This is a genomic window from Vibrio sp. R10-SG3-ISO3 (assembly GCF_059834225.1).
Genome location: NZ_JCBDHE010000045.1, coordinates 207,675 through 231,593 on the forward strand (window position 1 = coordinate 207,675; position 23,919 = coordinate 231,593).

At 51.7% G+C, this 23,919-nt stretch carries 26 protein-coding genes; 5 read left to right on the plus strand and 21 right to left on the minus strand.

The window, feature by feature from the left end; translation table 11 throughout:
* Positions 1–17: 17 nt before the first annotated feature.
* The 3 genes from AC6R1A_RS13685 to fabB form a co-directional block, all read right to left on the minus strand.
* The gene (locus tag AC6R1A_RS13685; protein ID WP_334555269.1) at positions 18–1,031 is read right to left on the minus strand and encodes an aspartate-semialdehyde dehydrogenase; all 1,014 of its coding nucleotides are present in this window, start codon (positions 1,029–1,031) and stop codon (positions 18–20) included.
* Positions 1,028–2,161 carry a 4-phosphoerythronate dehydrogenase gene (locus AC6R1A_RS13690; protein WP_500633537.1) on the minus strand — a complete coding sequence of 378 codons (1,134 nt, stop codon included), beginning with the start codon at positions 2,159–2,161 and terminating at the stop codon, positions 1,028–1,030. The genes AC6R1A_RS13685 and AC6R1A_RS13690 overlap by 4 nt, the downstream gene beginning before the upstream one ends.
* A gap of 234 nt (positions 2,162–2,395) precedes the next feature.
* A complete protein-coding gene (gene fabB, locus AC6R1A_RS13695; RefSeq protein ID WP_487902647.1) occupies positions 2,396–3,607 on the minus strand; it encodes a beta-ketoacyl-ACP synthase I in 1,212 nt (403 codons plus the stop codon).
* 130 nt (positions 3,608–3,737) lie between these two features.
* Here fabB and mnmC point away from each other — a divergent pair, with 130 nt between their 5' ends.
* Positions 3,738–5,753 (plus strand): bifunctional tRNA (5-methylaminomethyl-2-thiouridine)(34)-methyltransferase MnmC2/FAD-dependent 5-carboxymethylaminomethyl-2-thiouridine(34) oxidoreductase MnmC1, encoded by a 2,016-nt coding sequence (mnmC, locus tag AC6R1A_RS13700; protein ID WP_500646187.1) that lies wholly within the window; start codon positions 3,738–3,740, stop codon positions 5,751–5,753.
* A gap of 63 nt (positions 5,754–5,816) precedes the next feature.
* On the opposite strand, the gene AC6R1A_RS13705 is transcribed toward mnmC, so the two are convergent.
* Complete coding sequence (locus AC6R1A_RS13705; protein ID WP_500632283.1) at positions 5,817–6,089, minus strand: YfcL family protein; 273 nt, start codon at positions 6,087–6,089, stop codon at positions 5,817–5,819.
* Positions 6,090–6,246: 157 nt separating this feature from the next.
* Here AC6R1A_RS13705 and AC6R1A_RS13710 point away from each other — a divergent pair, with 157 nt between their 5' ends.
* From AC6R1A_RS13710 to AC6R1A_RS13720, 3 genes are read left to right on the plus strand one after another with little or no spacing between them, the layout of a single operon-like run.
* Positions 6,247–6,444 carry a hypothetical protein gene (locus AC6R1A_RS13710; protein WP_500632785.1) on the plus strand — a complete coding sequence of 66 codons (198 nt, stop codon included), beginning with the start codon at positions 6,247–6,249 and terminating at the stop codon, positions 6,442–6,444.
* A gap of 40 nt (positions 6,445–6,484) precedes the next feature.
* The gene (locus AC6R1A_RS13715; RefSeq protein ID WP_500646189.1) at positions 6,485–6,799 is read left to right on the plus strand and encodes a DUF4842 domain-containing protein; all 315 of its coding nucleotides are present in this window, start codon (positions 6,485–6,487) and stop codon (positions 6,797–6,799) included.
* Between the two features lie 12 nt (positions 6,800–6,811).
* Positions 6,812–7,321, plus strand: coding sequence for a hypothetical protein (locus tag AC6R1A_RS13720; RefSeq protein ID WP_500632784.1), 510 nt, complete (start codon positions 6,812–6,814; stop codon positions 7,319–7,321).
* On the opposite strand, the gene AC6R1A_RS13725 is transcribed toward AC6R1A_RS13720, so the two are convergent.
* The 3 genes from AC6R1A_RS13725 to prmB all read right to left on the minus strand — a co-directional run bounded on the left by AC6R1A_RS13725 (position 7,314) and on the right by prmB (position 10,168).
* Entirely contained in the window at positions 7,314–7,844 is a 531-nt protein-coding gene (locus AC6R1A_RS13725) for an elongation factor P hydroxylase (RefSeq protein WP_500626001.1), read from the minus strand. The two genes, AC6R1A_RS13720 and AC6R1A_RS13725, sit on opposite strands and share 8 nt — an antisense overlap.
* A 112-nt stretch (positions 7,845–7,956) precedes the next feature.
* Positions 7,957–9,042, minus strand: a complete 1,086-nt coding sequence (aroC, locus tag AC6R1A_RS13730) for a chorismate synthase (RefSeq protein ID WP_500632783.1) — start codon at positions 9,040–9,042, stop codon at positions 7,957–7,959.
* A gap of 193 nt (positions 9,043–9,235) precedes the next feature.
* Positions 9,236–10,168 (minus strand): 50S ribosomal protein L3 N(5)-glutamine methyltransferase, encoded by a 933-nt coding sequence (gene prmB, locus AC6R1A_RS13735; RefSeq protein ID WP_500632782.1) that lies wholly within the window; start codon positions 10,166–10,168, stop codon positions 9,236–9,238.
* 63 nt (positions 10,169–10,231) lie between these two features.
* On the opposite strand from prmB, the gene smrB reads away from it, so the two are divergent.
* Positions 10,232–10,762 (plus strand): endonuclease SmrB, encoded by a 531-nt coding sequence (gene smrB, locus AC6R1A_RS13740; protein WP_334555259.1) that lies wholly within the window; start codon positions 10,232–10,234, stop codon positions 10,760–10,762.
* Positions 10,763–10,765: 3 nt separating this feature from the next.
* Here smrB and flhB read toward each other — a convergent pair whose 3' ends face one another.
* From flhB to fliF, 14 genes are all read right to left on the minus strand, one after another.
* Positions 10,766–11,896: a flagellar biosynthesis protein FlhB gene (gene flhB, locus AC6R1A_RS13745; RefSeq protein ID WP_334555258.1), complete on the minus strand. Its 1,131-nt coding sequence runs from the start codon at positions 11,894–11,896 to the stop codon at positions 10,766–10,768.
* 9 nt (positions 11,897–11,905) lie between these two features.
* On the minus strand, positions 11,906–12,688 hold the full coding sequence (gene fliR, locus AC6R1A_RS13750; protein WP_334555257.1) for a flagellar biosynthetic protein FliR: 783 nt from the start codon (positions 12,686–12,688) through the stop codon (positions 11,906–11,908).
* Positions 12,689–12,696: 8 nt separating this feature from the next.
* Positions 12,697–12,966, minus strand: coding sequence for a flagellar biosynthesis protein FliQ (gene fliQ, locus AC6R1A_RS13755; protein ID WP_487902641.1), 270 nt, complete (start codon positions 12,964–12,966; stop codon positions 12,697–12,699).
* 12 nt (positions 12,967–12,978) lie between these two features.
* Positions 12,979–13,833: a flagellar type III secretion system pore protein FliP gene (gene fliP, locus AC6R1A_RS13760; RefSeq protein ID WP_334555277.1), complete on the minus strand. Its 855-nt coding sequence runs from the start codon at positions 13,831–13,833 to the stop codon at positions 12,979–12,981.
* Positions 13,834–13,852: 19 nt separating this feature from the next.
* The gene (gene fliO, locus AC6R1A_RS13765) at positions 13,853–14,194 is read right to left on the minus strand and encodes a flagellar biosynthetic protein FliO (RefSeq protein WP_487902640.1); all 342 of its coding nucleotides are present in this window, start codon (positions 14,192–14,194) and stop codon (positions 13,853–13,855) included.
* A gap of 3 nt (positions 14,195–14,197) precedes the next feature.
* Positions 14,198–14,608 carry a flagellar motor switch protein FliN gene (fliN, locus tag AC6R1A_RS13770; protein WP_334555254.1) on the minus strand — a complete coding sequence of 137 codons (411 nt, stop codon included), beginning with the start codon at positions 14,606–14,608 and terminating at the stop codon, positions 14,198–14,200.
* A gap of 20 nt (positions 14,609–14,628) precedes the next feature.
* Positions 14,629–15,678, minus strand: a complete 1,050-nt coding sequence (fliM, locus tag AC6R1A_RS13775; RefSeq protein ID WP_334555253.1) for a flagellar motor switch protein FliM — start codon at positions 15,676–15,678, stop codon at positions 14,629–14,631.
* Positions 15,679–15,685: 7 nt separating this feature from the next.
* Positions 15,686–16,183: a flagellar basal body-associated protein FliL gene (gene fliL, locus AC6R1A_RS13780; RefSeq protein ID WP_334555252.1), complete on the minus strand. Its 498-nt coding sequence runs from the start codon at positions 16,181–16,183 to the stop codon at positions 15,686–15,688.
* Positions 16,184–16,220: 37 nt separating this feature from the next.
* Positions 16,221–18,323: a flagellar hook-length control protein FliK gene (locus AC6R1A_RS13785; RefSeq protein WP_500632781.1), complete on the minus strand. Its 2,103-nt coding sequence runs from the start codon at positions 18,321–18,323 to the stop codon at positions 16,221–16,223.
* Positions 18,324–18,450: 127 nt separating this feature from the next.
* Positions 18,451–18,891 carry a flagellar export protein FliJ gene (fliJ, locus tag AC6R1A_RS13790; protein WP_334555250.1) on the minus strand — a complete coding sequence of 147 codons (441 nt, stop codon included), beginning with the start codon at positions 18,889–18,891 and terminating at the stop codon, positions 18,451–18,453.
* A 6-nt stretch (positions 18,892–18,897) separates the two neighbouring features.
* Positions 18,898–20,220, minus strand: a complete 1,323-nt coding sequence (fliI, locus tag AC6R1A_RS13795; protein WP_500625996.1) for a flagellar protein export ATPase FliI — start codon at positions 20,218–20,220, stop codon at positions 18,898–18,900.
* Complete coding sequence (gene fliH, locus AC6R1A_RS13800) at positions 20,220–21,023, minus strand: flagellar assembly protein FliH (protein WP_500632780.1); 804 nt, start codon at positions 21,021–21,023, stop codon at positions 20,220–20,222. Before fliH ends, fliI begins: the two co-directional genes overlap by 1 nt.
* A 107-nt stretch (positions 21,024–21,130) precedes the next feature.
* Positions 21,131–22,183, minus strand: coding sequence for a flagellar motor switch protein FliG (fliG, locus tag AC6R1A_RS13805; RefSeq protein ID WP_487902636.1), 1,053 nt, complete (start codon positions 22,181–22,183; stop codon positions 21,131–21,133).
* Positions 22,176–23,918, minus strand: a complete 1,743-nt coding sequence (gene fliF / locus AC6R1A_RS13810) for a flagellar basal-body MS-ring/collar protein FliF (RefSeq protein ID WP_487902635.1) — start codon at positions 23,916–23,918, stop codon at positions 22,176–22,178. The genes fliG and fliF overlap by 8 nt, the downstream gene beginning before the upstream one ends.
* Position 23,919: the final 1 nt, after the last annotated feature.

Genomic DNA, 23,919 nt, shown 5'->3' on the forward strand with positions numbered 1-23,919 from the left:
AAGCGCACACTCAGTACTCAGTAGTAATCGCGAATCAACACTTCGGCGATTTGTACCGCGTTGGTCGCCGCGCCTTTTCGGACGTTGTCAGCCACCACCCACAAATTGACGCCACTGTGGTGGCTAATGTCATTGCGGATTCGTCCGACCATGACGTGATCTTTGCCGCCAGCATCGCGAACTTGGGTCGGAAAATCCTCGCCATGGAATACTTCAACCCCTTCGGTTTGCTCCAGCATCTGCACGACTTCGCTTGCGTCAATCGGCGCACGAGTTTCTACGTGGACCGCTTCAGCATGGCCATAAAACACCGGCACGCGAACGCAGGTCGGGTTCACCGTAATGGATGGGTCATTAAAGATTTTTTGCGTCTCCCACACCATCTTCATCTCTTCTTTGGTGTAGCCGTTTTCCATCATCTGGTCGATCTGTGGAATACAGTTGAACGCGATCTGCTGAGAGAACTGGTTGGTTTCAGCAGGTAGCCCATTGAGCAACTTGGCCGTTTGCCCTGCCAGCTCATCAATACCGGCTTTGCCTGCTCCTGACACTGATTGGTAAGTCGAGACATTGATGCGCTCGATTCCGACAGCATCATGAATTGGCTTGAGCGCCACCAGCATTTGAATGGTCGAGCAATTTGGGTTAGCGATGATGTTGCGGTTACGAAATTCCGCAATCGCTTCTGGATTGACCTCAGGCACCACAAGAGGAATGTCATATTCGTAGCGGAAATGTGACGTATTGTCGATCACGACAACGCCTTCCTCTGCAGCGATGGGTGCCCATTTCGCCGACAAATCACCCCCAGCAGAAAACAGCGCAATATGAACTTGAGACCAGTCAAAATTCTCAACATTCTCTACTTTGATCGTCTTGCCATTAAAACGGTAGCTTTTGCCTTCACTACGCTCACTGGCAAGTAGGTAAAGATCACCCACGGGAAATTTACGTTCTTGTAAAACGTCTAAAATCGTCTCACCGACGGCGCCTGTCGCGCCCAAAATGGCAACATTGTATTGCTGGCTCATTGATTTACCTCAACCTGAAAACCTAGTTTGGCTAGGGGTGACAACTGACAATCAGCCGTCCCCACTAGCGTGATGGCACTGTATTCGCGTCTATCCCAGTAATTTTTACGCATGGCGTCAAAGGCGCCGGGCTGACCGATTTCTCGGCGAAACAGTGCATCATCTTTACGCACATCATAGACGAGCTGTGTGATCGTGTGTAGCGTCGCCTCATCCCACGCTCGATTAAGCTCAAGACGAGGAACCGGCGCGATCGGCAACAGATCACTGGCGTTCGCGCTCAACTCTTGATTTAAAAACTCACAAAAGGCATTAAAGATCATCGTCGTGCCACGAGCTTTCCCCTCAAGCCCATATCCAGCCACATGAGGGGTCGCGAATGCTAGCAGAGGCAGCAACTCCATATCAACCTCAGGTTCAAATTCGAACACGTCCAGTGCTGCAATAAAGCCATCTCGACGCGCAAGCCGCGCCTTAAGTGCACTGTTGTCCACGATGGGACCCCGCGCCGCATTGATCAAGATTTGGTCACCGCGTAAACGGTTGAGTACCGCTTCATCGATAAGGTGATGGGTAGGATACTCACCCTCTTTCGTAATCGGCGTATGGATGGTGATAATATCCGCTTGCTCGAGCAAGTTATCCAGCGGAGTAAACGAACGAATATCGCCTTGCGCTTGTTTTGGTGGATCATTGATGAGCACTTGAATGCCGATCCCTTCCAAACACGCTTGTAAGTAGCTGCCTACCTGACCAGCACCAATAATGCCAACGGTTTTATCAAACACCGAGAAACCGTGTTGCTGCGCTAGCACCATCATCACACTCACCACATATTCAGCAACGCCGACTTTGTTGCATCCGGGAGCGGCGGTAAAGAAGATACCTCGTTCACGCAATAGTGCTTGGTCGACATGGTCCATCCCCGCCGTTGCGGTGCCGACAAATTTCAGTTTATTGGCGTTGGCGATAAGCTCTGCGTTCACTTTGGTGACGGAGCGAATCATGAGCGCATCCACATCGATAAGGTCTTGCGCAGTGATTTGTCGGCCTGATTTCAACACCACCTCACCCAGTTGGCTAAATAGCCCTTCGGCGTAAGGCATGTTTTCATCGATTAGAATTTTCATGGTGTGCTGTCTTTGATTAAAGGGCGTTGGGGCGATTGTGCAGAAAAGCAGGCTCGGTGTCGAGTAGCACGCCCCGCCTGACGTAAAAAAGCCCGGCGCATGGCCGGGCAATTATCCAGAACAAAAGGATCCTAACCCGCTCTCCATGGGTCAGAGTCTGCGTCTGTTCGGCGGTGAGTAAAACTCTTCACCACCAGTCCTGGAAACGGGTGTCTGGCGAACCAGCGCGAGCAATTAAGCTTGGTACTTTTTAATCACCAACGTCGCGTTCGTTCCACCAAAGCCGAAGCTGTTTGACATCACAGTGTTCAACTCAGCGTCACGCGCTTGAGTCACGATATCAAGGCCTTGAGCCGCTTCGTCGAGATTTTCGATATTCACACTTGGGGCAATAAAGTTGTGAGTCAGCATCAAGGTTGAGTAGATGGCTTCATGCACGCCTGCAGCGCCCAATGCGTGACCTGTCATCGCTTTCGTTGCTGAAATTGCTGGGCTGTTTTGACCAAACAGCTCTTGAATCGCACCAAGCTCTTTAACATCACCAACCGGTGTAGAGGTGCCGTGCGTGTTGACGTAATCAATGCTATCGACAGCTTGCATCGCCATCTTCATACAACGCACCGCGCCTTCACCTGATGGCGCCACCATATCGTAGCCGTCAGACGTCGCGCCGTAGCCAACAATTTCGCCGTAAATTTTCGCGCCGCGCGCAAGCGCGTGCTCAAGCTCTTCAATGACTAACATACCGCCACCACCAGAGATAACGAAACCATCACGGTCCGCATCGTAGGTACGAGACGCTTTTTCTGGTGTCTCGTTGTACTTAGTCGACAGAGCGCCCATCGCATCAAACATCATGGTTTGAGACCAATCGAGCTCTTCACCACCACCAGCAAATACGATGTCTTGTTTACCCAATTGAATCAGCTCCATCGCGTGACCAATACAATGCGCAGAAGTCGCACACGCCGAGCTCATTGAGTAGTTCACGCCGCGGATTTTAAACGGTGTCGCAAGACACGCAGAAACCGTCGATGACATAGTGCGAGGCACCATGTATGGGCCAACACGTTTCACGCCTTTGGCACGCATGGTGTCAGTCGCCACCGTTTGATTGAGCGCAGATGCGCCACCTGAACCTGCCACAATACCGGTACGATCGTTAGAGACCAACTCTGGAGTCAGGCCTGCGTCTTCAATCGCTTGTTCCATTGATAGGTAAGCATACGCAGCCGCATCACCCATAAAGCGCATCTGTTTACGGTCGATATGCTCTGCTGGGTTGATTTTTAGATCACCCCAAACCTGCGAACGTAGACCGTGTTCTTTAAACTGCTCAGAGGCAGTGATACCAGATTTTCCTGCTTTTAGAGACGCTAACACTTCTTCGGCGTTGTTACCGATACTCGAAACAATACCCATACCGGTGATTACGACACGTTTCATTATGACAATCCTATAAATTAAATTTCCGCTAGATAATAACGAAGTTGCCCTGCAAAAGTGGTCAGCTTTCCCATAAATCCGTACAATCTTCACACTTTTAATGTCTAAATAGAAAGAATTCTGACTCTCTATGACCACTATTTCGCACGCCCAGCTTGGCTGGAATGAAGCTGGCACACCAGTTTCCGACCAATTTGACGACGTCTACTTCTCCAACGTCAATGGTCTTGAAGAAACCCGTTATGTTTTCCTGACCCAAAATCATCTTCCGCAAAGATGGCAGGAATATGACCAACGCCGTTTTGTGGTGGCAGAAACCGGCTTTGGCACAGGGCTTAACTTCCTTGCGTTGTGGCAATGGTTTGATGAATTTAGACAGCGCCATCCTGATGCGCCACTTAAAGAGCTGCATTTTGTCAGTTTTGAGAAGTACCCCCTAAGTGAAGAAGACTTGGCCAAGGCCCACCTCGCGTGGCCTGAGCTGGCCAGCTACGCGCAAAAGCTGCAAAAGCACTATCCGATTGCAGTGCCTGAGTGTCACCGTATTGTGCTCGATGACGGTGCCGTGACGTTAGATCTCTGGTTTGGTGACATTAAAGATTGCCTCCCTCTGGTTCCAGTGCCTGAGCAAGGTTTCGTCGACACCTGGTTTCTCGACGGATTTGCTCCGAGTAAAAACCCAGAAATGTGGAATCAAACGCTGTTTGACGGCATGGCGAGGCTCGCCAAACAAGGCTGTCACTGCGCCACCTTTACTGCCGCCGGTTTTGTCCGTAGAGGGCTGATTGAAGCGGGCTTTGCGATGAAAAAAGTCAAAGGCTTTGGCACCAAAAGAGAGATGATTGCGGGTGAGTTGAGTGAACGCACACCTTACAGCAACCTCTCCCCCCTATTTGCGCGGCCAAATAGCGCAGACGCAGAGTCGATCGCCATTGTTGGTGGTGGCATTGCCAGCGCAACTTTAGCCACGGCGCTGATTCGACGCGGGAAACGCGTCACGCTCTATTGCCAAGATAAAGCCGCAGCAATGGGCGCCTCTGGCAATCGACAAGGCGCGGTGTACCCACTGCTCAATGGCACCCACAGCGGCGTGTCACGCTTTTTCGCCCCTGCTTTTCTCTTCGCCCGTCAATTTGTCGAGCAAGCCAGTGAACGCTTTCATTTCGACCACGACTGGTGCGGCGTCACTCAATTGATGTGGGATGAAAAATCACACACCAAACTGAGCAAACTGAATCAAGTGGGCTTTGATGCTCAACTGGTTACGCCATTGGACCCAGCGCAGACGGCGCAAACCGTCGGCTTACCGTTGACCATGCCTAGCGTGCATTATCCATTGGGCGGCTGGCTCTGCCCGTCAGAGTTTAGTCGAGGAATGATTGACGATTTATCGGCACACCCTCTTTTCGAGGTTCGCTTTGAGCATAAGGTCACCGAGCTAAAAGCGCACTCAGAGGGCACTTGGACGGTATGCAGCCAACAGGAGTCCCGCACCTTTGATGTGGTGGTGGTCGCCAATGGGCATCAATTTACCGACCTTACGCAGACCTCCACTCTGCCACTTGGACGAGTGAAAGGACAAGTAAGTCATATCCCGACCACCGATCGATTAAGCAGCCTGCGCAACGTACTTTGTTACGATGGCTACATGACGCCAGTAAACCCGAAGACCCAGCAGCATTGTATTGGCGCTAGCTACGATCGCACGAGCCTTGATACAGAGTTTGATTCTGCTGCGCAAATCGACAATGGCGAAAAACTCAAGCGCTGCCTCCCCAACCAAGATTGGACTCAGGATGTCGATACCAGTGAGAACAAATCTCGCCAAGGCATTCGCTGCGTGAGCCGCGACCATCTGCCGTTTATCGGTGCGGTGGGTGTGCAGAGCGCGACGGTGGAACAATACAAAACATTAGCAACACAGCAAGAGGATGAGGCGCTGCCGGTACCAAGTTATCCGAATCTATATTGCATGTTGGGGCTAGGTTCGCGTGGATTGAGCAGCGCACCGTTGCTGGCGGAAACACTCGCTTCACAGATGTGTGGCGATCCGATGCCACTGCCTGTCGACATCCTCGACGCCTGTCACCCGAGTCGGATGTGGGTAAGAAAATTAAGAAAGGGGAAGCCTATTACTGAGTTGTAATAGGCTTTAGTCAACAAGGCCCGATTGGCTGGCTTAGACTCTTAAGACTCAGGTACTTAAGAGTCACGCACGTAAGGCTTGGTCAGCTAACTCGGCCCATAGGTCATTCACTATGGTGCGATCAGCAGGTGACAACTCGCTGCGCGCCTCATCTAAACTGGCTTGAATGCGGTGCTTGAACACGTCAAGATCGACGATCCCCTCTTCTTCACACGCCGCGGCGGAGAGAGAAATGTGCCCACGCAGGTAGCCACCTGCAAACAACTCATCTTCCGATGCTGTCTCAATACGCGCATCAATTAGCGCAAGCAACGCTTCTTCGTATTCCGTGATCATTCTTTGTAGCTACCTAAAATCAGTTTGATTCTCAAAAAGAGGCCAAAGCTTCTCACATTGAGAAACCCAAGGCAAATGCTTGTGTTCACAAGGGGTTGTCCTCTGGCATATCGGTTGCAATAGGGAGTTATGCACCGCAAACAACCAAGGAATTGCTATGAAGATGTCCCGATTGTCCGTCAACGTTCTCGTCGCCTTATCCCTCGCCGTAGCACATCACAGCGCGCGTGCTGAGGTGCCTTTTGCGCAATGTCCCACTCAGGAGCAGTGTGGCACGAGCTACCGCCCCACTTGGACCCTGCACGTTACCCTACTCAACGCGCCGAGCTTAGCGCAGATGCCCGATTCCCTATGACCCATTCATCTTTGCCGCACCCGGCCATTACCATGGTGATATTGGCCATCAATTGTCCGGCTCTCACCCTGGCCGTAGCTTAGAGATCCACCTAAAGAATGAAGCACCGACGGTCAAGTTTGATCCCCGCTACCGAGCAAATGGCGTCGACGCCTCGTCCGGTGACACTTACTTTCACACCAGCAACGGGCTACCTTGGGCGATTGAAATCCCCACAAACTGGGCCCACCCACTGGAGCAGGTCGATATTCTCAACGCCTACCCAAGTTTTGATGAATTCGCCCAAGATGATAACGGCACCACCGCCACCAACTGGTACACACTCGCAGTACCCAGCCGAATTTACATCGACTAAAGGAGACGCCCGATGAGACAGCCTACACACTTCAACCCTTACTTTACAGGCGCACTATTGCTTGCCTCCCTTGGCCTCTCTGCTTGTGGCGGAGGAGGCGGCGGTGACGAGGGGGGAAGCTCCGCGAGCGCCGATGCCGTGCAGCCATCCCCATCCGCTACGCCAGCGGCAACCACCGAGGGACTCCAAGCGCTCTCGATCAGTTATGACAATGACCTTGCGTCAGTCTACACGCTCAATATCGACGTGATGCTCAATGAATTGAATGGCAAAATCGCTTACCTCTCGGTATGCGACAATCGCACGGCACAAGGCGATCTCAGTTTGGTTGACTATGACCAATGCTTAGTGAAGTCTTCACTTAATAACGGCTTGGCGCAGATTGATTTGAGCGTCGCCAACCATTGGTCATCGCTGATTGCTGTAGTGTGGGTTATGGAAGAAGGCAGCGTACCAACCTCATACACCTACCAACATCAGGGCGAGTCAGAGGCGGTGTGGCTGATTCCAAGCTCTATTTGACGATAAAGGCGTCAGGTTTAAGTGGCGGGGTTTGGTAGAAGGCACGTAATGCCTCAGACAATGCCAGCACACGCGGCGGCAACCCCGTTGCTAAAATGGACATCACTTCTTGATGGACTTTTTGCATGAACCCGAGGCGGTCAGGTTCAACGTCGCCATTGAGATTGTCGCAACTGACACTAAATGCAAAGCCAGCGCTGACCGATAGGATCCACTCGTACGCCTGCGGACGTATCTCCACTTGTTCAAACTGCGCTTGAACCTGTTCATCGCGGCCATCGGGGTGATACCAATAACCAAAATCTTCCAGTAAACGGCGCTCAGGACCTGCCACACACCAATGGGCGATTTCATGCAGTGCAGACGCATAGAAACCTCGTGCAAACACGATGCGATGGTAAGGAGTAGAGTCATCCGCGGGAAGATAGATAGGCTCATCACCGCCAAGTTCAAGACGGGTCTGATACTGCTCAAAAAAGGTCTGATTGAAGAGTGCAATCAAATCGCGATAATCGTGGGTCATCTATGTGGAAGTTCAAAGTAACGATGCGCGCCATTGTACCCGACTCTGCAGCCAGCGTTAAGACGCGCTACAGCGAAAAGAAAACGGCTTCCTTGCGAAGCCGTTTGTACGATTAAATTTTCGGGGTTTGCGTCGTGACACCGTGGTTTTGACCGCGATGACGCAGCAAGTGATCCAGCAACACAATCGCCAGCATGGCTTCAGCAATCGGCACTGCGCGAATGCCAACACAAGGGTCATGGCGGCCTTTGGTAATCAGCTCTGTCGACTCCCCTTGCTTGGTGATGGTTTCACCCGGTACGGTAATGCTCGACGTTGGTTTGAGCGCGATATTCGCGACAATGTCTTGCCCAGTCGAGATACCGCCTAAGATGCCACCAGCATGATTGCTACCAAAACCGCTTGGCGTGAGAGTATCACGATGCTGGCTGCCTTTTTGGCTTACCACATCAAAACCATCGCCGATTTCGACGCCTTTCACCGCGTTGATGCTCATCAGTGCATGCGCAATGTCGGCGTCTAGGCGATCAAATACTGGCTCGCCAAGTCCAACGGGTACGCCAGTGGCGACCACTTGCAATTTGGCACCGATAGAGTCGCCCTGTTTTTTCAAATCTCGGATCAATTGATCGAGCTGCTCGACCTTACCCACATCCGGGCAGAAAAATGGGTTGTTCTCGATCTCATCCCAATCGACTTTCTCAATGGCGACATCGCCCATCTGCGATAGGTAAGCGCGAATTTCGACACCAAACTCTTGCTTAAGGTATTTCTTCGCAATCGCGCCCGCCGCTACGCGCATCGCTGTTTCACGAGCAGACGAACGGCCGCCACCTCGATAATCACGCACTCCATACTTTTGATGGTAGGTGTAGTCAGCATGACCGGGACGGAACTTGTCTTTGATCTCTGAGTAGTCTTTTGAGCGTTGGTCGGTATTTTCAATCAGCAAACCGATCGAAGTCCCGGTCGTTTTCCCTTCAAACACACCGGAAAGGATTTTTACTTCATCAGGTTCGCGGCGTGCAGTGGTATAGCGAGAAGTGCCTGGACGACGACGGTCGAGATCCGTTTGAATATCTGCTTCTGAGAGGTCTAAACCTGGAGGGCATCCGTCAACGATACATCCTAGTGCGATACCGTGACTTTCTCCGAATGTGGTCACTCGGAAATGTTGTCCGATACTGTTTCCTGCCATTACTTCCTCGTATTATTTCAGCCTTGTCAAATAGGCTTTACACGTCAATTGTTCGTTTTTTCATAGTGTCTTTATTACGGTTTGATGTAAAGCCCCAAGCCAGAACTATTTTTGTTCAGCTTGCCGCGAAAACGCTAGAGAGCAAAACGCCGAGCAAAAGCTCGGCGTTTAGGCGTGCACAGTTGGCAACAAATCAGTCTTTGTACAACTTGAATTCATCGGCGCAAGCGACCAGTTGGTCACGCGTCAACAAGAAGACACCATGTCCGCCGTTTTCGAACTCTAACCAAGTGAATGGGATGTCTGGATATTGCTCCATCATGTGCACCATGGAGTTGCCCACTTCACAAATCAAAATACCCTTATCGGTCAGATAATCGGGGGCATTGGCAAGAATGCGGCGCACCAGCTTGAGACCATCACTACCCGCCGCTAAGCCCAGTTCAGGTTCATGGGTGAACTCTTGCGGCAAGCTGTCCATGTCTTCTTGATCCACATACGGTGGATTCGTGACAATCAAGTTGTAACGCTCTTTCGGTAAATCGCGGAACAGATCCGAGCGAATTGGGAAGACTTGTTGCTCCATGCCGTGATCTTGAACGTTCTGTTCTGCCACTTGCAGCGCGTCGGATGAAATATCAATAGCGTCCACTTCCGCATCTGGGAAGGCGTACGCACAAGCGATGGCAATACAACCACTGCCGGTACACATATCCATAATGCGCGTCGGCTCTTCGATTAGCCAAGGTTCGAACTGAGCTTGAATCAGCTCACCAATCGGAGAGCGTGGCACCAAGACACGTTCATCGACGAAGAATTCCAAACCACAGAACCAGGCACGATTCGTCAGATAGGCGGTAGGCGTGCGCTCATTGATGCGTTTCACCACACGCTCGACGACGCGCAGGCGCTCACTGCTGGTCAAACGAGAGTTGAGAACATGGGGAGGCACATCAATCGGCAGATAGAGTGTGGGTAGGATCAACTGAACGGCTTCATCCCAAGCATTGTCAGTGCCGTGACCGTAAAATAGGTGAGCGGCGTTGAAACGGCTGACCGTCCAGCGAATCATATCTTGAAGGGTATGCAGTTCCGATACCGCTTCTTCTACAAAAATCTTATCCAAAATTGCCTCCGAAAAGCGCTACAATACTGCCAATAGCATTAATCATACCTATTGAAATCACCCATGAACAAAAAAGACACCGATATTGATGACGATTTCGCCCTCTTCAGGGATGCAGTACAAGGCGTAAAAAAGTTGCGACAGGATACCATAGTCCAACAGCCAAAAAGAAACACTAAGCAGAAAGAAATCACACGCAGCGCACGTGAAGCGAGCGACTCGGAGTTTTACTTCTCTGACGAGTTTGTACCGCTCCTCAATGAAGAAGGGCCAACACGCTACGCCCGCGACGACGTGTCACAGTATGAGGTGAAGCGACTCCGCCGTGGCGTGTACGTGCCTGATGTCTTTTTGGATATGCACGGCATGACGCAACTGGAGGCCAAGCGTGAACTCGGCGCGATGATTGCCTATTGCATCAAAAATGAAATTGCCTGTGCCTGTGTTCAGCATGGCATCGGCAAACATATCCTGAAGCAAAAAACGCCGCTATGGCTGGCCCAGCACCCTGATGTGATGGCGTTTCACCAAGCACCGCTTGAGTTTGGTGGCGATGGCGCGTTGCTGGTTTTACTCTCGATCCCCGAAAAATAATCGTTACTGGCGCAAATCTGGCGGGATTGGGAGTTCGGACGCCTTGAGCTTCGGCCTTTGACCGCCACGTTTGCGGTACTGCTTGAGCTGGAACACATACGCCAACACTTGAGCCACTGCGGTAAACAGCCCATCTGGGATCTCTTGCTCCAACTCTGTTGAATGATACAGCGCCCGAGCCAATGGCGGAGCGGGGATCACGTAGATATCATGCTCTCGCGCCACTTCTCGAATTTTAAGCGCCATGTGATCGGTCCCTTTCGCGACCACAATCGGCGCGCGATCTTTATCTTGCTTGTACCTGAGCGCCACGGAAAAGTGCTCTGGGTTGGTAACAATCACATCCGCTTGCGGCACTTCTGCCATCATCCGCCGCTGCGCGGCTTCCCGTTGTAGCATCCGAATACGGCCTTTTACCTCAGGTTTACCCTCGGTCTCTTTGTACTCGTCTTTGACCTCTTGCTTCGTCATTTTCAATTGGTTGGCGTGCTGCCAGATTTGGAACGGAATATCGATGGCGACCACCACCAATAGAGAGCAGCTAATCAAGAGCACAAAGTTGAGTAAGATATCGAGCGCATGGAAGATGTTTTGCGGGTAAACGTCCATACTCAGCTGAAACAAATCCTGCTGCGCTGAGTTGATAAGAAAGATCGCCACGCCGGTCACCAGCGCCACTTTGAGAATGGATTTCAGTAGCTCGACCCAGCTTTGCAGACCGAACATGCGCTTAAAACCACTCAGCGGGTTCATTTTTGACCACTTGGGCGTCGCGGCTTCTGCAGAAAAGCTGATGCCACCAACACCCGCTGCGCCAATCAGCGCGGCAACAAACAGCGTCACCAGAATCAGCAATAATGGTAATATCAAACTGCCTAACGACCCGAGGGCGATGTCGAACAGTTTGACTTGATCAAACACTTCCTCACGCGACAAAGTGAACAAGCGGCGCATTACTTGAAACAAGCCACGTGCCAACCCTTCACCAAACCACATTAAAGCAATCGCGCCCACCACAAGGACGGAAACCGACGCCAGTTCTTTAGACCTTGCAACCTGCCCTTTCTCTCGAGCCTGTTGCAAGCGCCTGGGCGTGGCGTCTTCGGTGCGTTCTTGACCGTCGGATTCTGCCATCGCGCTCCCTTAACAATCCAACCGGATGAAGCGGCACACTTGCGCTTCACCTTGTAACCAGAATAGCTCATAGTGGCTATACAGGCCGGCGATAATGTACCAACAGAGCAGCAACCCCACCATCAGCGCAAAAGCAAAACCGAGCGAGAAGATATTCAACTGCGGCGCCGCACGCGTCATAACACCAAACGACAGGTTGATGGTAAGTAGCGCAATAATGCCAGATAGCGACATACTCAGTGCAACGTTAAACATGATCCCCAGCCAGCTCGCCAACTCTTGAAAATCGGCATTCGTCAGCGACCCTGAGCCTATGGGTAGAGATTGAAAACTCATCACCACCAGCATGATCATCTTTAGGTGGCCATCCGTCGCCAGAAAGAATAGCGTTGCCAAAAACATGAACAGTTGACCGAGCAGCGGCGTATTCTGTCCATTGGCAGGGTCTACCATAGACGCAAAACCCAAGCTCGACTGCATACCTAAGATTTGGCCTAGAATGACGAAGGTTTGAATCATAAATTGGGTGACGGTACCCATCGCCACGCCGATGATGATCTGCTCAAGTAACGTCATAAAGCCGGCGAATGAGAGTAGCTCTATGTTATCGGGGACGGCGGGAATAGCGGGCATAACGGCAAAGGTGATGGCTAAGCCCAAATAGAGTCGCACGCGAGTGGAGACAAACCGCGCGCCGGTGACCGACATCACCATCAACATGGCAGCAATACGCGTGTAGGGCCAAAAGTAGTTGGCAATCCAGTCGAGGACGACGCTAGCGGGATATTCCATACCCGCTCCTAGTAGAGAACCTGAGGTAGTCGCTCAACCATGGCAAAGAAATACTCCATGAGCATTTGTGTCATCCAGTGAGCAAACAGCATTAACGCTAGCAATGTGACAATCAAACGTGGCAAGAAACTCAACGTTTGTTCGTTAATCGACGTTGCGGCTTGGAAAATCGCCACCACAAGACCAATCAGCAAGCTTGGGATAATGATGGCGCACACCATAATGAGCACCATCCACAGTGCGCCGCGAAACATTTCGACAAAAACCTCTGGCGTCATGGTCTCCTCCCGCTACAACGCAAAACTGCCGGCCAAGGTCGACAAAATCAGGTTCCAACCATCCACCAGCACAAACAGCATCAGTTTGAATGGTAGCGAGACGATCATGGGTGAGAGCATCATCATACCCATGGCCATTAAGACAGAAGCGACCACTAGGTCAATGATGAGGAAAGGCAAAAAGAGCATAAAGCCGATTTGAAACGCCGTCTTGAGCTCAGAAGTAATGAACGCCGGGATCAGCACCGCCATCGACACCTCTTCTGGAGCGGTTGCGTCGGAGCCCGAAATGTTGACAAAGGTTTCCAGATCTTTAACACGCGTCTGTTTGAGCATGAAATCTTTCATTGGCACTTGCGCCAAATCGAACGCGTCACGTGCCGTGATTTGTTCATTGATGTAGGGTTGAATCGCGTCGTCGTTAATTTTACTCAGTACTGGCGACATGATGAAAAAAGTAAGAAAGATAGCAATGCCAATGATCACTTGGTTCGACGGCGTCTGCTGCAAACCCATCGCTTGACGCAAAATAGACATCACCACAACGATGCGGGTAAATGAGGTCATCAAAATGACCATGGCGGGCAAAAAGCCCAGCATGGTCATCAAAGCGAGAATCTGTAGATTGACGGAATAGTCTTCTGTGCCGTCAGGGTTGGTGGTCATGGTAAAGGCAGGGATACCGCCGCCACCGCCGGTCAAGCTACCGGTCGACAACGTTTGTGCGCTGCTACCGGAAGCGCCTTGTTCACGCTCCATCGCCGAGACAGTCACAGACGATGCGCCCGCCGCATTACTCGGTACCGATGTCGCTAACTCCTCCTGTGCGACCACCGCCGTAGAGAGAAGAGACCATAGCAAGGTCATCCAGACCCAAAAAGTTCGACTACGATTTATCATTCTTTTTCAATAGCTGAGTCAGTTGGCTTGCAAACGGACTGGTGGCTAACTCCTCCTGAGAAAGTGGCTTATCCAACTTCGCAATCAACTGGATAGACTGCGCCGTCACGCCGACTAAGAACTGCTCTTCTCCGGCTTGAACAATCACGATACGCTCTTTAGTGCCCACCGCGATTTGGCGTACCACACTCAACCCCGGCTGATTGCCAATAGCGGGAACGCGCATTCGCTTGAGTAGCCAAGCCAAAAACAAAATAAAAGCGACAACGAACAACAGCGACCCAAAGGTGGTCGCTATGTCTAACTGGCTATCGGTTGCAGGCCCCATGGCTTAACGAAGCTTCTTAATACGCTCAGTTTGGCTGATAACGTCAGTCAAACGGATACCGAACTTGTCATTGACCACCACCACTTCACCGTGGGCAATCAAGGTGCCGTTGACCAATACATCGAGTGACTCCCCGGCCAAGCGCTCAAGTTCGACCACTGAACCTTGGTTGAGTTGCAGTAGGTTACGAATGCTGATCTGCGAGCGGCCCACTTCCATAGAGATGGTAACCGGAATGTCCAAGATGGTATCGAGCTTACGGCGCTCGTCATCGGAAATGGGTGAGGAGGTATCTTCTAACTCATCCAGTTGCGCTGACATCACTTCATCCACATCGATCTCTGGCGCGTTGGGATCTTCTCCTAGGGCTGCCGCCCATTCGTCCGCCAGTTTCTGATCGTCACTTGGTTCCATACCTAATTCCTACTCTTCAATTAATCTTCAATGTCGCCTTCGTCATCTTCTAACTCGGAGATAACATCTTTGCCCAAGAAGGCAATATCGGTTTTCACTACATCGGGACGCTTAATTTTTTCCGATATTTGTACCGCAAGGTTTTCCCCTGAACGGCCCATTTTGACCCGATAGGTCGGTAACTCTTCCACAAACATGGTGGCGTGCTCTGGCATATGGATCGGGATAATATCGCCAGGACGCAGCTCCATTAGGTCGCGTAGGGAAATATCTTGCTCGAGCAAGTTAACGCGAAAGTTCACTGGGACATCCATGATCTCTTCGCGTAGCGCCGTACTCCAGCGCACGTCAGTTTCCATCTTATCCGATTGAACACCGGCATCGAGTAGCTCACGGATCGGCTCTACCATTGAGTATGGCATCACGACATGGAAATCGCCGCCCCCGCCATCCACTTCGATATGAAACGAGCTCACAACGATCACTTCCGTCGGGCTGACAATGTTCGCCATGCTTGGGTTCACTTCGGAGTCGAGATACTCAAACTCGACCCCCATCACAGGCGACCATGCTTCTTTATAATCTTCAAAGACGATTTTGAGCAACAATTGAACAATTCGACGCTCGGTCGGGGTAAATTCACGCCCTTCAATCCGCGCGTGAAAACGGCCATCACCGCCAAAGAAGTTCTCCACCAAAATGAACACTAAGCGTGCCTCCATGGTGATCAGCGCCGTACCTTTTAGAGGTCGAAAGCGCACCATGTTGAGACTGGTCGGTACGTAAAGTGTATTTTGATACTCGCCGAACTTCATCATCTGCACGCCGTTGATCGAGACTTCGGCGGTTTTACGCAGCATGTTGAACAGGCTGATACGCATATGACGAGCAAAGCGTTCGTTAATCAGCTCGAGGGTTGGCATCCGACCACGAACAATGCGGTCTTGAGAGGAAAAGTCAAAATCGACGGCGCTCGCGTCTTGCTCGTTACTCTCTTCTTCTATCTCATCGACGTCATCGACGCCGTGAAGCAGCGCATCGATCTCATCTTGGCTTAATAGATCAGTCACGCGTCACCTATTGCATTACAAAATCAGTAAATAGCACACGCTCAATCACAGGCTGACCCACAGCTCTGGTCAAACTGGCCTTGATGTCATCCGTCGCTTTGTCGCGCAACTCCACGCGTCCGTTGACGCTGCGTAGTTGGTCCACCGTTGCCGAAGCAAACGTGCTCAGCAGGGAACTCTCGATCAGTGGCGAGTGATAGCGGGCCAGGTTTTCATTTTCGCTGCCACGCACCATCAACTGCACTTTGATCTGTACCATGCGGTCACGTTTATCGCCCGTCACGTTAAACAAAAACGGCTGAGGAATATTGACATAAGAGACAGGCTCGGCGGGCGTCACCACTTGCTGTTGCGTTGCAGCCTGTTCACCCGAGGGCTCATCTGACCCCATCAAAAAGAACGCGGCACCACCACCGCCAAGCAGCAAGACAACAACAACGGCCACTATGATCAGTAATTTGCCTTTCCCTTTGGGAGCTTCTGCGGTGATATCTTCGTCTGCCATAACTTAACGGTCTCTAAATCCTAGTTTTTCTAACAGTTTAAGCGTAATAACTGATTCCATCACGCTTTGTTGCTACATTCAAATCAAGATTGGTGTCTGGTTCAAGGTTTTCTTCACCGCCAAAGGCGTGATTGCTGCTCCCTTGACCATTTCCTTGCCCACTGCCTGTTGCATAGCGTCCTTGCTGCTGGCCAGAGGCCTGTTGCTGAACGGAGGTGTCTCCCAGCTGAACCCCTTGCTGAGCGAGCATTTCACGCAGTCTTGGCATCGATTGCTCGATAATATCGCGCGCGCCTTGGTTGGCGACGGTAAAGTGGACTGTGGCGCCGTCACCATTCATGTTCATGCGAATTTGCAAGCGGCCTAGCTCAGGGGGATCAAGGCGAATGTCGATGTTTTTCAAGTTTTTCGACATCATCATCTGTACGCGCTCTGCCACTTGATCCGCGGCTACATCACGGCTGAGCTGCAAAGGAACTTGCGCAGGATTGGCTTGCTCCGCACGCATGCCATTAGGTTGAGTGCCAAGCTGCTGCCCACTCGCGGCAGCCAACTGCTGAGCAAAATGCTCGACCGATGCCGCCTCTTTGCTCTCCCCACTTTGGGCGGCGCCCATCGCGACTTTCGCTCCCAACGCCGATTTTAACAGTGCCTGCTCTTGCAGTGCCGGGTTCGCTGCCACATTCGGCATCGCGCTGGCGCTTAGGTCGGTGGGTATGGGCGATGTGGGAATCGCTTGCGCGGCAGCGTTAGGAATAGGCGAAGTGGCAGCCTGTTGCAGCGGCGTAGGTGTCACTGACTGCGTTTGATGCATCGCTTGTTGTACTGAGTGCGCGAGCATCGCTTGCTGAGATTTCACTTGCGGATCTCGGGCCAGATTGACCTCCTCTTTGACCACCGCCTCACCTTGTACGGCCCATGGAATGGCTGTTGCTTGCGTTGGCGTTTCGGTATCCGTAAGAGTATCGGCCGATACGGTTTGGGGCTCTGCAGTCAAGGAGGCTGCAGAGACATTGGCCGCTTGCTCTGCTCTGTTCGTATCAACGCCAGCTTCGCTTAATTCCGTGCCTACCGTCATGGCGCTGACATTCAGTGCGTTTGGCGCTGCGGTCGCATCGGCTTGATGTTGCTCGGTGTTGAAACCGTGTTGAGTCGACTTATCTACAGGCAGTGCATCGGTTGGTGTGGGTTCTTGTCCCGCTTTTGCCGCCACACTCGCGGTCACTGCAGCGGCAACCTGAGGCGAAGCACCATCTTGTTCGCTATCCACAAGTGGAGACTCCACATTAAGGTACTTTTTCGCCGATTCCGCTTTCGCCTGCTCAGATACCTCGCTTACAGCAAGCGATTCGCCATCGCTGCCAGTAGCCGAGGCCGAAGACGCGGCGGCTTGCACTGCATTTGCATCTTGACCTTCATCTCTCGCCTGGCTATTTGCGTGCAGGGTTTCGCCGTGCACTCTCACCGTTTCACTCTCATTTGAGCGCACAAAGGATTCTGGTTGGGTCTTTTCATCGCCTTGAGCGGAGATGGCGGCGGCTTGAACAGACACTTGCCCTTCAGCAGACACTTTAGGCGTATCCGTTGCAGGATCGAGCTTGGCGGCATTGGCTTCATGAGGCAAGTTCTTGCCGTCTTTTGCCTTGAGGGCACGATTAGATTCATCCAGACGCTGCAATACTTGGTCATTGTCGGACACAATTTTCGCCGCTTGGTCTTTCGGTAGGGAGGCGTCGCTATCATCCGTCGCAGCCAACACCTTAGCTGAGGCTGCGCGATCGCTTTCGCCTTTTGCACCGTCGGCTTTCGAACTTACCGATTCGGCCTCGAGTAACTCGTCGGTAGATTGATTGGCGGTCGATGTCGACTTATCGCCGTTAGACGTTGACTTAGACGCCTCACTCGCGCTTGCTTGCTCTGTGGGGGCTTTTTCTGCGGGTGCTTTCTCTACAGGGACTTTGCCTTGCGCTTTTACCCCATCACCTGAGCCGTCGCCTTTTCCGCCTTCACCTTTAATCAGCGCAGCGAGTTTAGAAAAAAAGCCTTCTCCACTGTTTTTCTCAGTGCTGGCCTCACCCGTGCTTGGCGCGACCTTAGCGGCTTTTCCGCTGTCAGAAACAGACGATAAATTGATATTCATAGTTGAGCTACTCACAGTTAATCATCTCGAAACAGCGCAGAGACGGAACAGGGGTTAGCTAGGATATCAGCAAAAATCACGCCATAGTTGGAAGCTAATACGAAGTTTTTACGATGATAATGAGCGATCAGTTCGGCTTCCGCCGTGAATATTGCAAGGTGGCAAACTCATCCATCAGCTTTTGCTCGCGATGCTCTTGTTCACGCGCTTTTTCACTGCGTTTTTTCTCCATCAGCCATTCATACGAACGTCGCTGTTTGCGACGCTCCAGCCAGTGCTGCTCACAGCTTTCTACCTGACTCTTAAAATGGTGCTCGGCTTTCTGCTGTTTGGCGAGGGTCTCATCGAGCGTGGTTAAAAAGCGGTTTAAGTGGGTATATTGGCTAGCCGTTAACCCTTGCTGACCTCGTTCAACCAGTTGCTGGCAGTAATCTAGGCGGTATTGCTCAATCTGTTTGAGCTGTCGGTAATAGCCTTCTAGCTCACCGCGAGCCTGTGTAAGCGCCATGACCGCCTGATTTTCCTGTTCTTTCGCCTGCTCTAGCAAGAATGCCAACGCGTTATCCATCGACTATCACTCCCCTTGCAGCAAGTTCTTGAGCATATTTACGCACATATCGTACGGCACGCTCTCTTTCATTCCTTGCTGTAGATAACCATCGAGTTTCGGCTTGATAGTAAACGCGCCATCAATCGCTGCATCGGTACCCGGTTTGTAAGCACCAATAGAGACCAGATCTTGATTCTTGCGACAAATCGAGAGGATTTGTCTCACCGCTTTGGACATCAAAATATGCTCATCGGTGGTGATCTGTGGCATGACACGACTGACCGATTTTTCGACATCAATCGCTGGATAATGACCCGCATCGGCCATTTCTCGCGAGAGCACAACGTGACCATCGAGAATGGCTCGCGATGCGTCTGCTATCGGGTCCTGCAGGTCATCCCCTTCGGTCAGTACGGTAAAAAATGCGGTAATGGAGCCCTGATCGGGGCCACCGTTACCGGCTCGCTCTACCAAAGCGGGTAATTTGGCAAAGACCGAAGGCGGGTAACCTTTGGTTGCCGGCGGTTCGCCAACCGATAGCGCAATTTCACGTTGCGCTTGAGCAAAACGGGTTAAGGAATCCATTAAAAGCAGCACATCGAGCCCTTGATCGCGAAAATATTCCGCAATGGTCAGGGCGGTCTGGCACCCTTTCAAACGCATCAACGGCGAGGCATCGGCGGGCGCTGCGACCACCACAGAGCGCTGGCGACCATCCACACCCAAAATTTCTTCGATAAACTCTTTCACTTCTCGGCCACGTTCACCGATCAAGCCGACCACCACCACTTGCGCAGTTGTGCCTCGAGTCATCATACCGAGTGTCACCGATTTACCGACACCAGAACCGGCGAACAGACCAATACGTTGGCCTTTGCCCACTGTCAATAAGCCGTTGATCGCTTTAATGCCGACATCCAGCGGCTCCGTGATCGGTTTACGTGCCAGCGGATTAATCGGTTCCACATTAAACGAGGCTTTTTTCTCGGTATAAATCGGGCCAAGACCATCGAGTGGGTTGCCTACGCCGTCAATCACTCGACCAAGAAGCTCCATACCAACAGGCAGGCCTGCATCACTGGTCAGCGGCGTCACTTTCGCCCCGGGCAGCACGCCGGTGATCTGCTCACTCGGCATCAAAAAAAGGTTGTCGCCAGAAAAGCCGACTACTTCGGCTTCCATTTCACCGTGCATGGTTTCCACGGTACACAAACTGCCAATCGGAGCCCGGCACCCGGTCGCTTCGAGCGTTAATCCCACCACGCGAATCAACTTACCGGACGCCACTGGGCGACACGTTAACCCGTGGGTTTTGTACTGGCCAAGACGCTGAGCGAGCTCGAGCATCACTCACCACCTTGATGGCGATTGACACCACAAAAGCTTTGGATCACGCTGCGAATCCTATCTTCAAGGCGATAGTTGACACTCGACTCCCCCGCTTCAATTTGAACATCGCCCCGATTGAGAGCAGGCTCACTCATCAAGTTCCAATTACGCAGGTTCAATTCGTCTTCGCCATAGGCAGAACGGATAATAGCGACATCGTCGGGGTGAAGTTTTAAGGTAATCGCGTGACCGGAAATAGGCAGAGATTCCACCGACTGTTTGATGGTGTCTAGAATGACTTGAGGATTGGTTTGAACTTCGACATGCACCACCTCTTTCACCAAGATGAGGACCATATCGACCAACTGTTTTTCCACTTGGGCGTTCATCAGTTCAAGCGGCTGAGCGAATTGGTTGGCTAAGTTGATGAAGGTATCGACTTGTTCTTTGATAAAGGCTTCGCCTGCCGTGACACCTTCTTGACGGCCCGCTTCGAGCCCTTCTTGATGGCCTTCCGCTAAGCCTTGCTCTTTGCCTTTCTCATAGCCTTGCTTGAAACCGGCTTCTTGACCTTGCAGCAATCCATCTTGATACGCCTGCTGCTTGATGTGCTCAATTTGCTCATCGGTCAGCTCAACGGGCGCCTCTTCTTCAGGTTCGGTGGGCAAAGGCATCCAGCTCGGATCGTAATTCAGCGCCGTTTCTTTGGCTTGCTGGTGAGTGTGTGACGTGTAGTCAGGCATGCCCCAGCGCTCCGCTTTTTGGACCACCACTTCTTCATCATCCAATCGTAAAAAACCGCGCTTTCTTTCTCCGGCCATAACACTTTTACTCACTGAGGTACTGATCGTTCACTGAATTACTGATCGCTCTTCGCGTTGATTTGCGTTGCGGTCATCACTCGGTTGAGCGGTGATGACCCAAACCATTACAAGAACTCGTCTGCGCCGCCGCCAAGCATAATTTCGCCCGCATCGGCCATGCGACGCGCAATCGCCAAGACTTCTTTTTGAGCGGTTTCCACATCCGACACCTTGATCGGAGGCATGGCTTCAAGATCATCACGCATCATCTCAGCTGCACGCTTAGACATGTTCTTGAAGATCTTCTCGCGCAATGCGTCATCGGCACCTTTGAGTGCACGCTGCAACGCATCTTGCGGAACATCACGCAGCAATTTTTGGATACCTTGGTCGTCGACCTCGATCAAGTTCTCGAACACGAACATCAAATCTTGGATCTGTGTCGCCATATCTTCGTCTTGATCGCGCATCTGCTCCATCAAGACGCCTTCGATGTTGTTGTCCATGTAGTTCATGATTTCGGCTGCGGCTTTCAAGCCACCAATCTTGGCGGCTTGCGCCCCTGCTTGACCCGCAAACTGCTTCTCCATGATTTCGTTTAGCTCGGCCAATGCTGAAGGCTGGACTTCCTCGAGGTTCGCAATACGCATCATCAGGTCGAGACGATCGCGCTCGGCAAACTGAGACAAAATCTCCGCCGATTGATCGGGCTCTAGGTAGGACAAGACAATGGTTTGAATCTGCGGGTGTTCGTTGACGATGATGCTGGCCACTTGACGTGGGTCCATCCACTTGAGGGAATCAAGGCCTTTCGAGCCCGTACCCAGCAGGATTTGGTCAACCAAGTTATTCGCTTTGTCTTCACCGAGCGCCGCCACTAGGGCATTACGCATGAAGTCTTCGCTACCCATACCAATGTTGGTGTATTTTTGGATATCTTCAAGAAAAGCGCGGTGCACCGCCCCAACTTTGTCTTGGCTTAAATCCGACGCGCGCGCCATAGCGCTACCCACGCGTTGTACTTGTTTGGGCTCTAAGTGGCGAATAATGCCTGCTGCGTCCTCTTCATTGAGACTCAACAATAGAATCGCCGCGCGCTCCTCACCCGGTATTGATTCAATATCCACGGTGTTTTCTGATTCTTCACCGCCCCCCTGTGGGACCATTTCGTTAGGCATTTTGCATCCAGTTCTTCACAACTTGTGCCGCGAGTTCCGGCTCATTCGCAACCAATGCACGAACCGCTTTCAGCACGTCTTCATCTTTGTGTAGATTTGGAAGGTCAATACTTGAGCCAAACTCAAACAGCTCGCCACCTTCTAAATCACTCCCAATTAAGCTTGTTTCACCATCGGCGCCAATCGGTAAGCCATCTGGGCCATACAGTTGTTCATCGTCATCCGATGCTGGGTTGAGCAGTTTCTTCATGGCTGGGCGCACAAGCACCAGTACCACCACAATAATCACGAGCGCACTAGCAAACCAACGTACCCAGTCGTTGAAATTCGGGTGTTCCCATAGTGGCACATCTTGGACGATGTCCATCTCTGGCTCGGCAAATTGCATACTCAGCACATTCAACAAATCACCGCGATTTTCGTTAAAGCCAACAGCGCCGACCAATACTTGTCGAATCGAATTTAAGTCAGCATCCGAGAGCGGCTGGTAGGTCGTCTCACCGGTTTCAGGATTGACCACAGCACGATTTTTTATCGCGACGGCGACCGTTTGGCGATTCACGACACCTGTTTGACGACGCTCATGACTGATGGTGGTATCGAGTTCGAAGTTGCGCGTCGCCTCTTTATGCACAGAACCTTGGCCAAGTAGCGACCCATCTTTCATTTGGGCCACATCTTGAGGAATGGAAGCATCGGCAGGCGGTTGGTTACTCAGTGCGCCTGGCACGCCAGCGACCACATTACCATTGTTGTAATCTTCAAGGGTGTATTCACTGCGCGTTGCGGGTGTATTAGGGTCAAAGCTCTTACGCGTCTGTTCGACCGCACTAAAATCAAGTTGGATATCGACCTGAGCGGTGTAGTTACCAAAGCCTAATATCGGGATCAATACCGAATCAATTTTGTCCCGCAAGGCTTGTTCTTGTTTACGCTCTAGCTCATGCTCTTTGCGTCTTGCCGCAGAGGCTGGATCTTGCGAGCCAGAGCTCAGTAAGCGACCATGCTGATCCGTCACGGTAATGCGGGTCGGCTTCATGCCCGGAACTGCGCTCGCGACCATATCAACAATCGAGTCGACCTCTTCTTGCTTAAGGCTAGTGCCGGTACGCAAAGTCAAAAATACCGACGCTGAGGCCTCTTGATTGTGACGCACAAACACACTTTGCTTAGGCAACGCAAGCAACACACGCGCTTTACGCACTTGAGTCATCTCTTCTATCGCTTTAGAGAGTTGGCGTTCACGGCTGAGCTTAAGACGCTCTTGTTCGAGACGTTGCGAAACCCCAAATCCCATGTCTTGCAGCAAGATCTCATCACCCGCCTGTTTCTCGGTGTTGAGGCCCGCGCGGACCATATTGAGTTTGAGTGAGTTGTAATCGCTCGCAGGCACCAAAATAGTGTTGCCGTCGAGTTTGTAGTCTAGCTTTTGCTGATCAAGGTAATCTAAGACAGGAATCAATTCCTCGGTATCGTACGCTCCGAGTGGGCGCATATCGGGCTCTTTGACCCAAAAAAACAGCATCACAATCAATGCGACACAGATTGAGATCGACAGAACCAGCACCACTTGACGCAGCAGGTCGAGATCGCCCACCGCCATATCAAACTTGGAGCTGCTTTTTTCATCAAGATCGGGGTTTTGACCACCGCTATCGATATCCGTCGATAGCATGGTGCTATCGACATGGTCATCCGCTACGGTTAGGTCTGTGGATTGAGTTGGTTCTGCCACC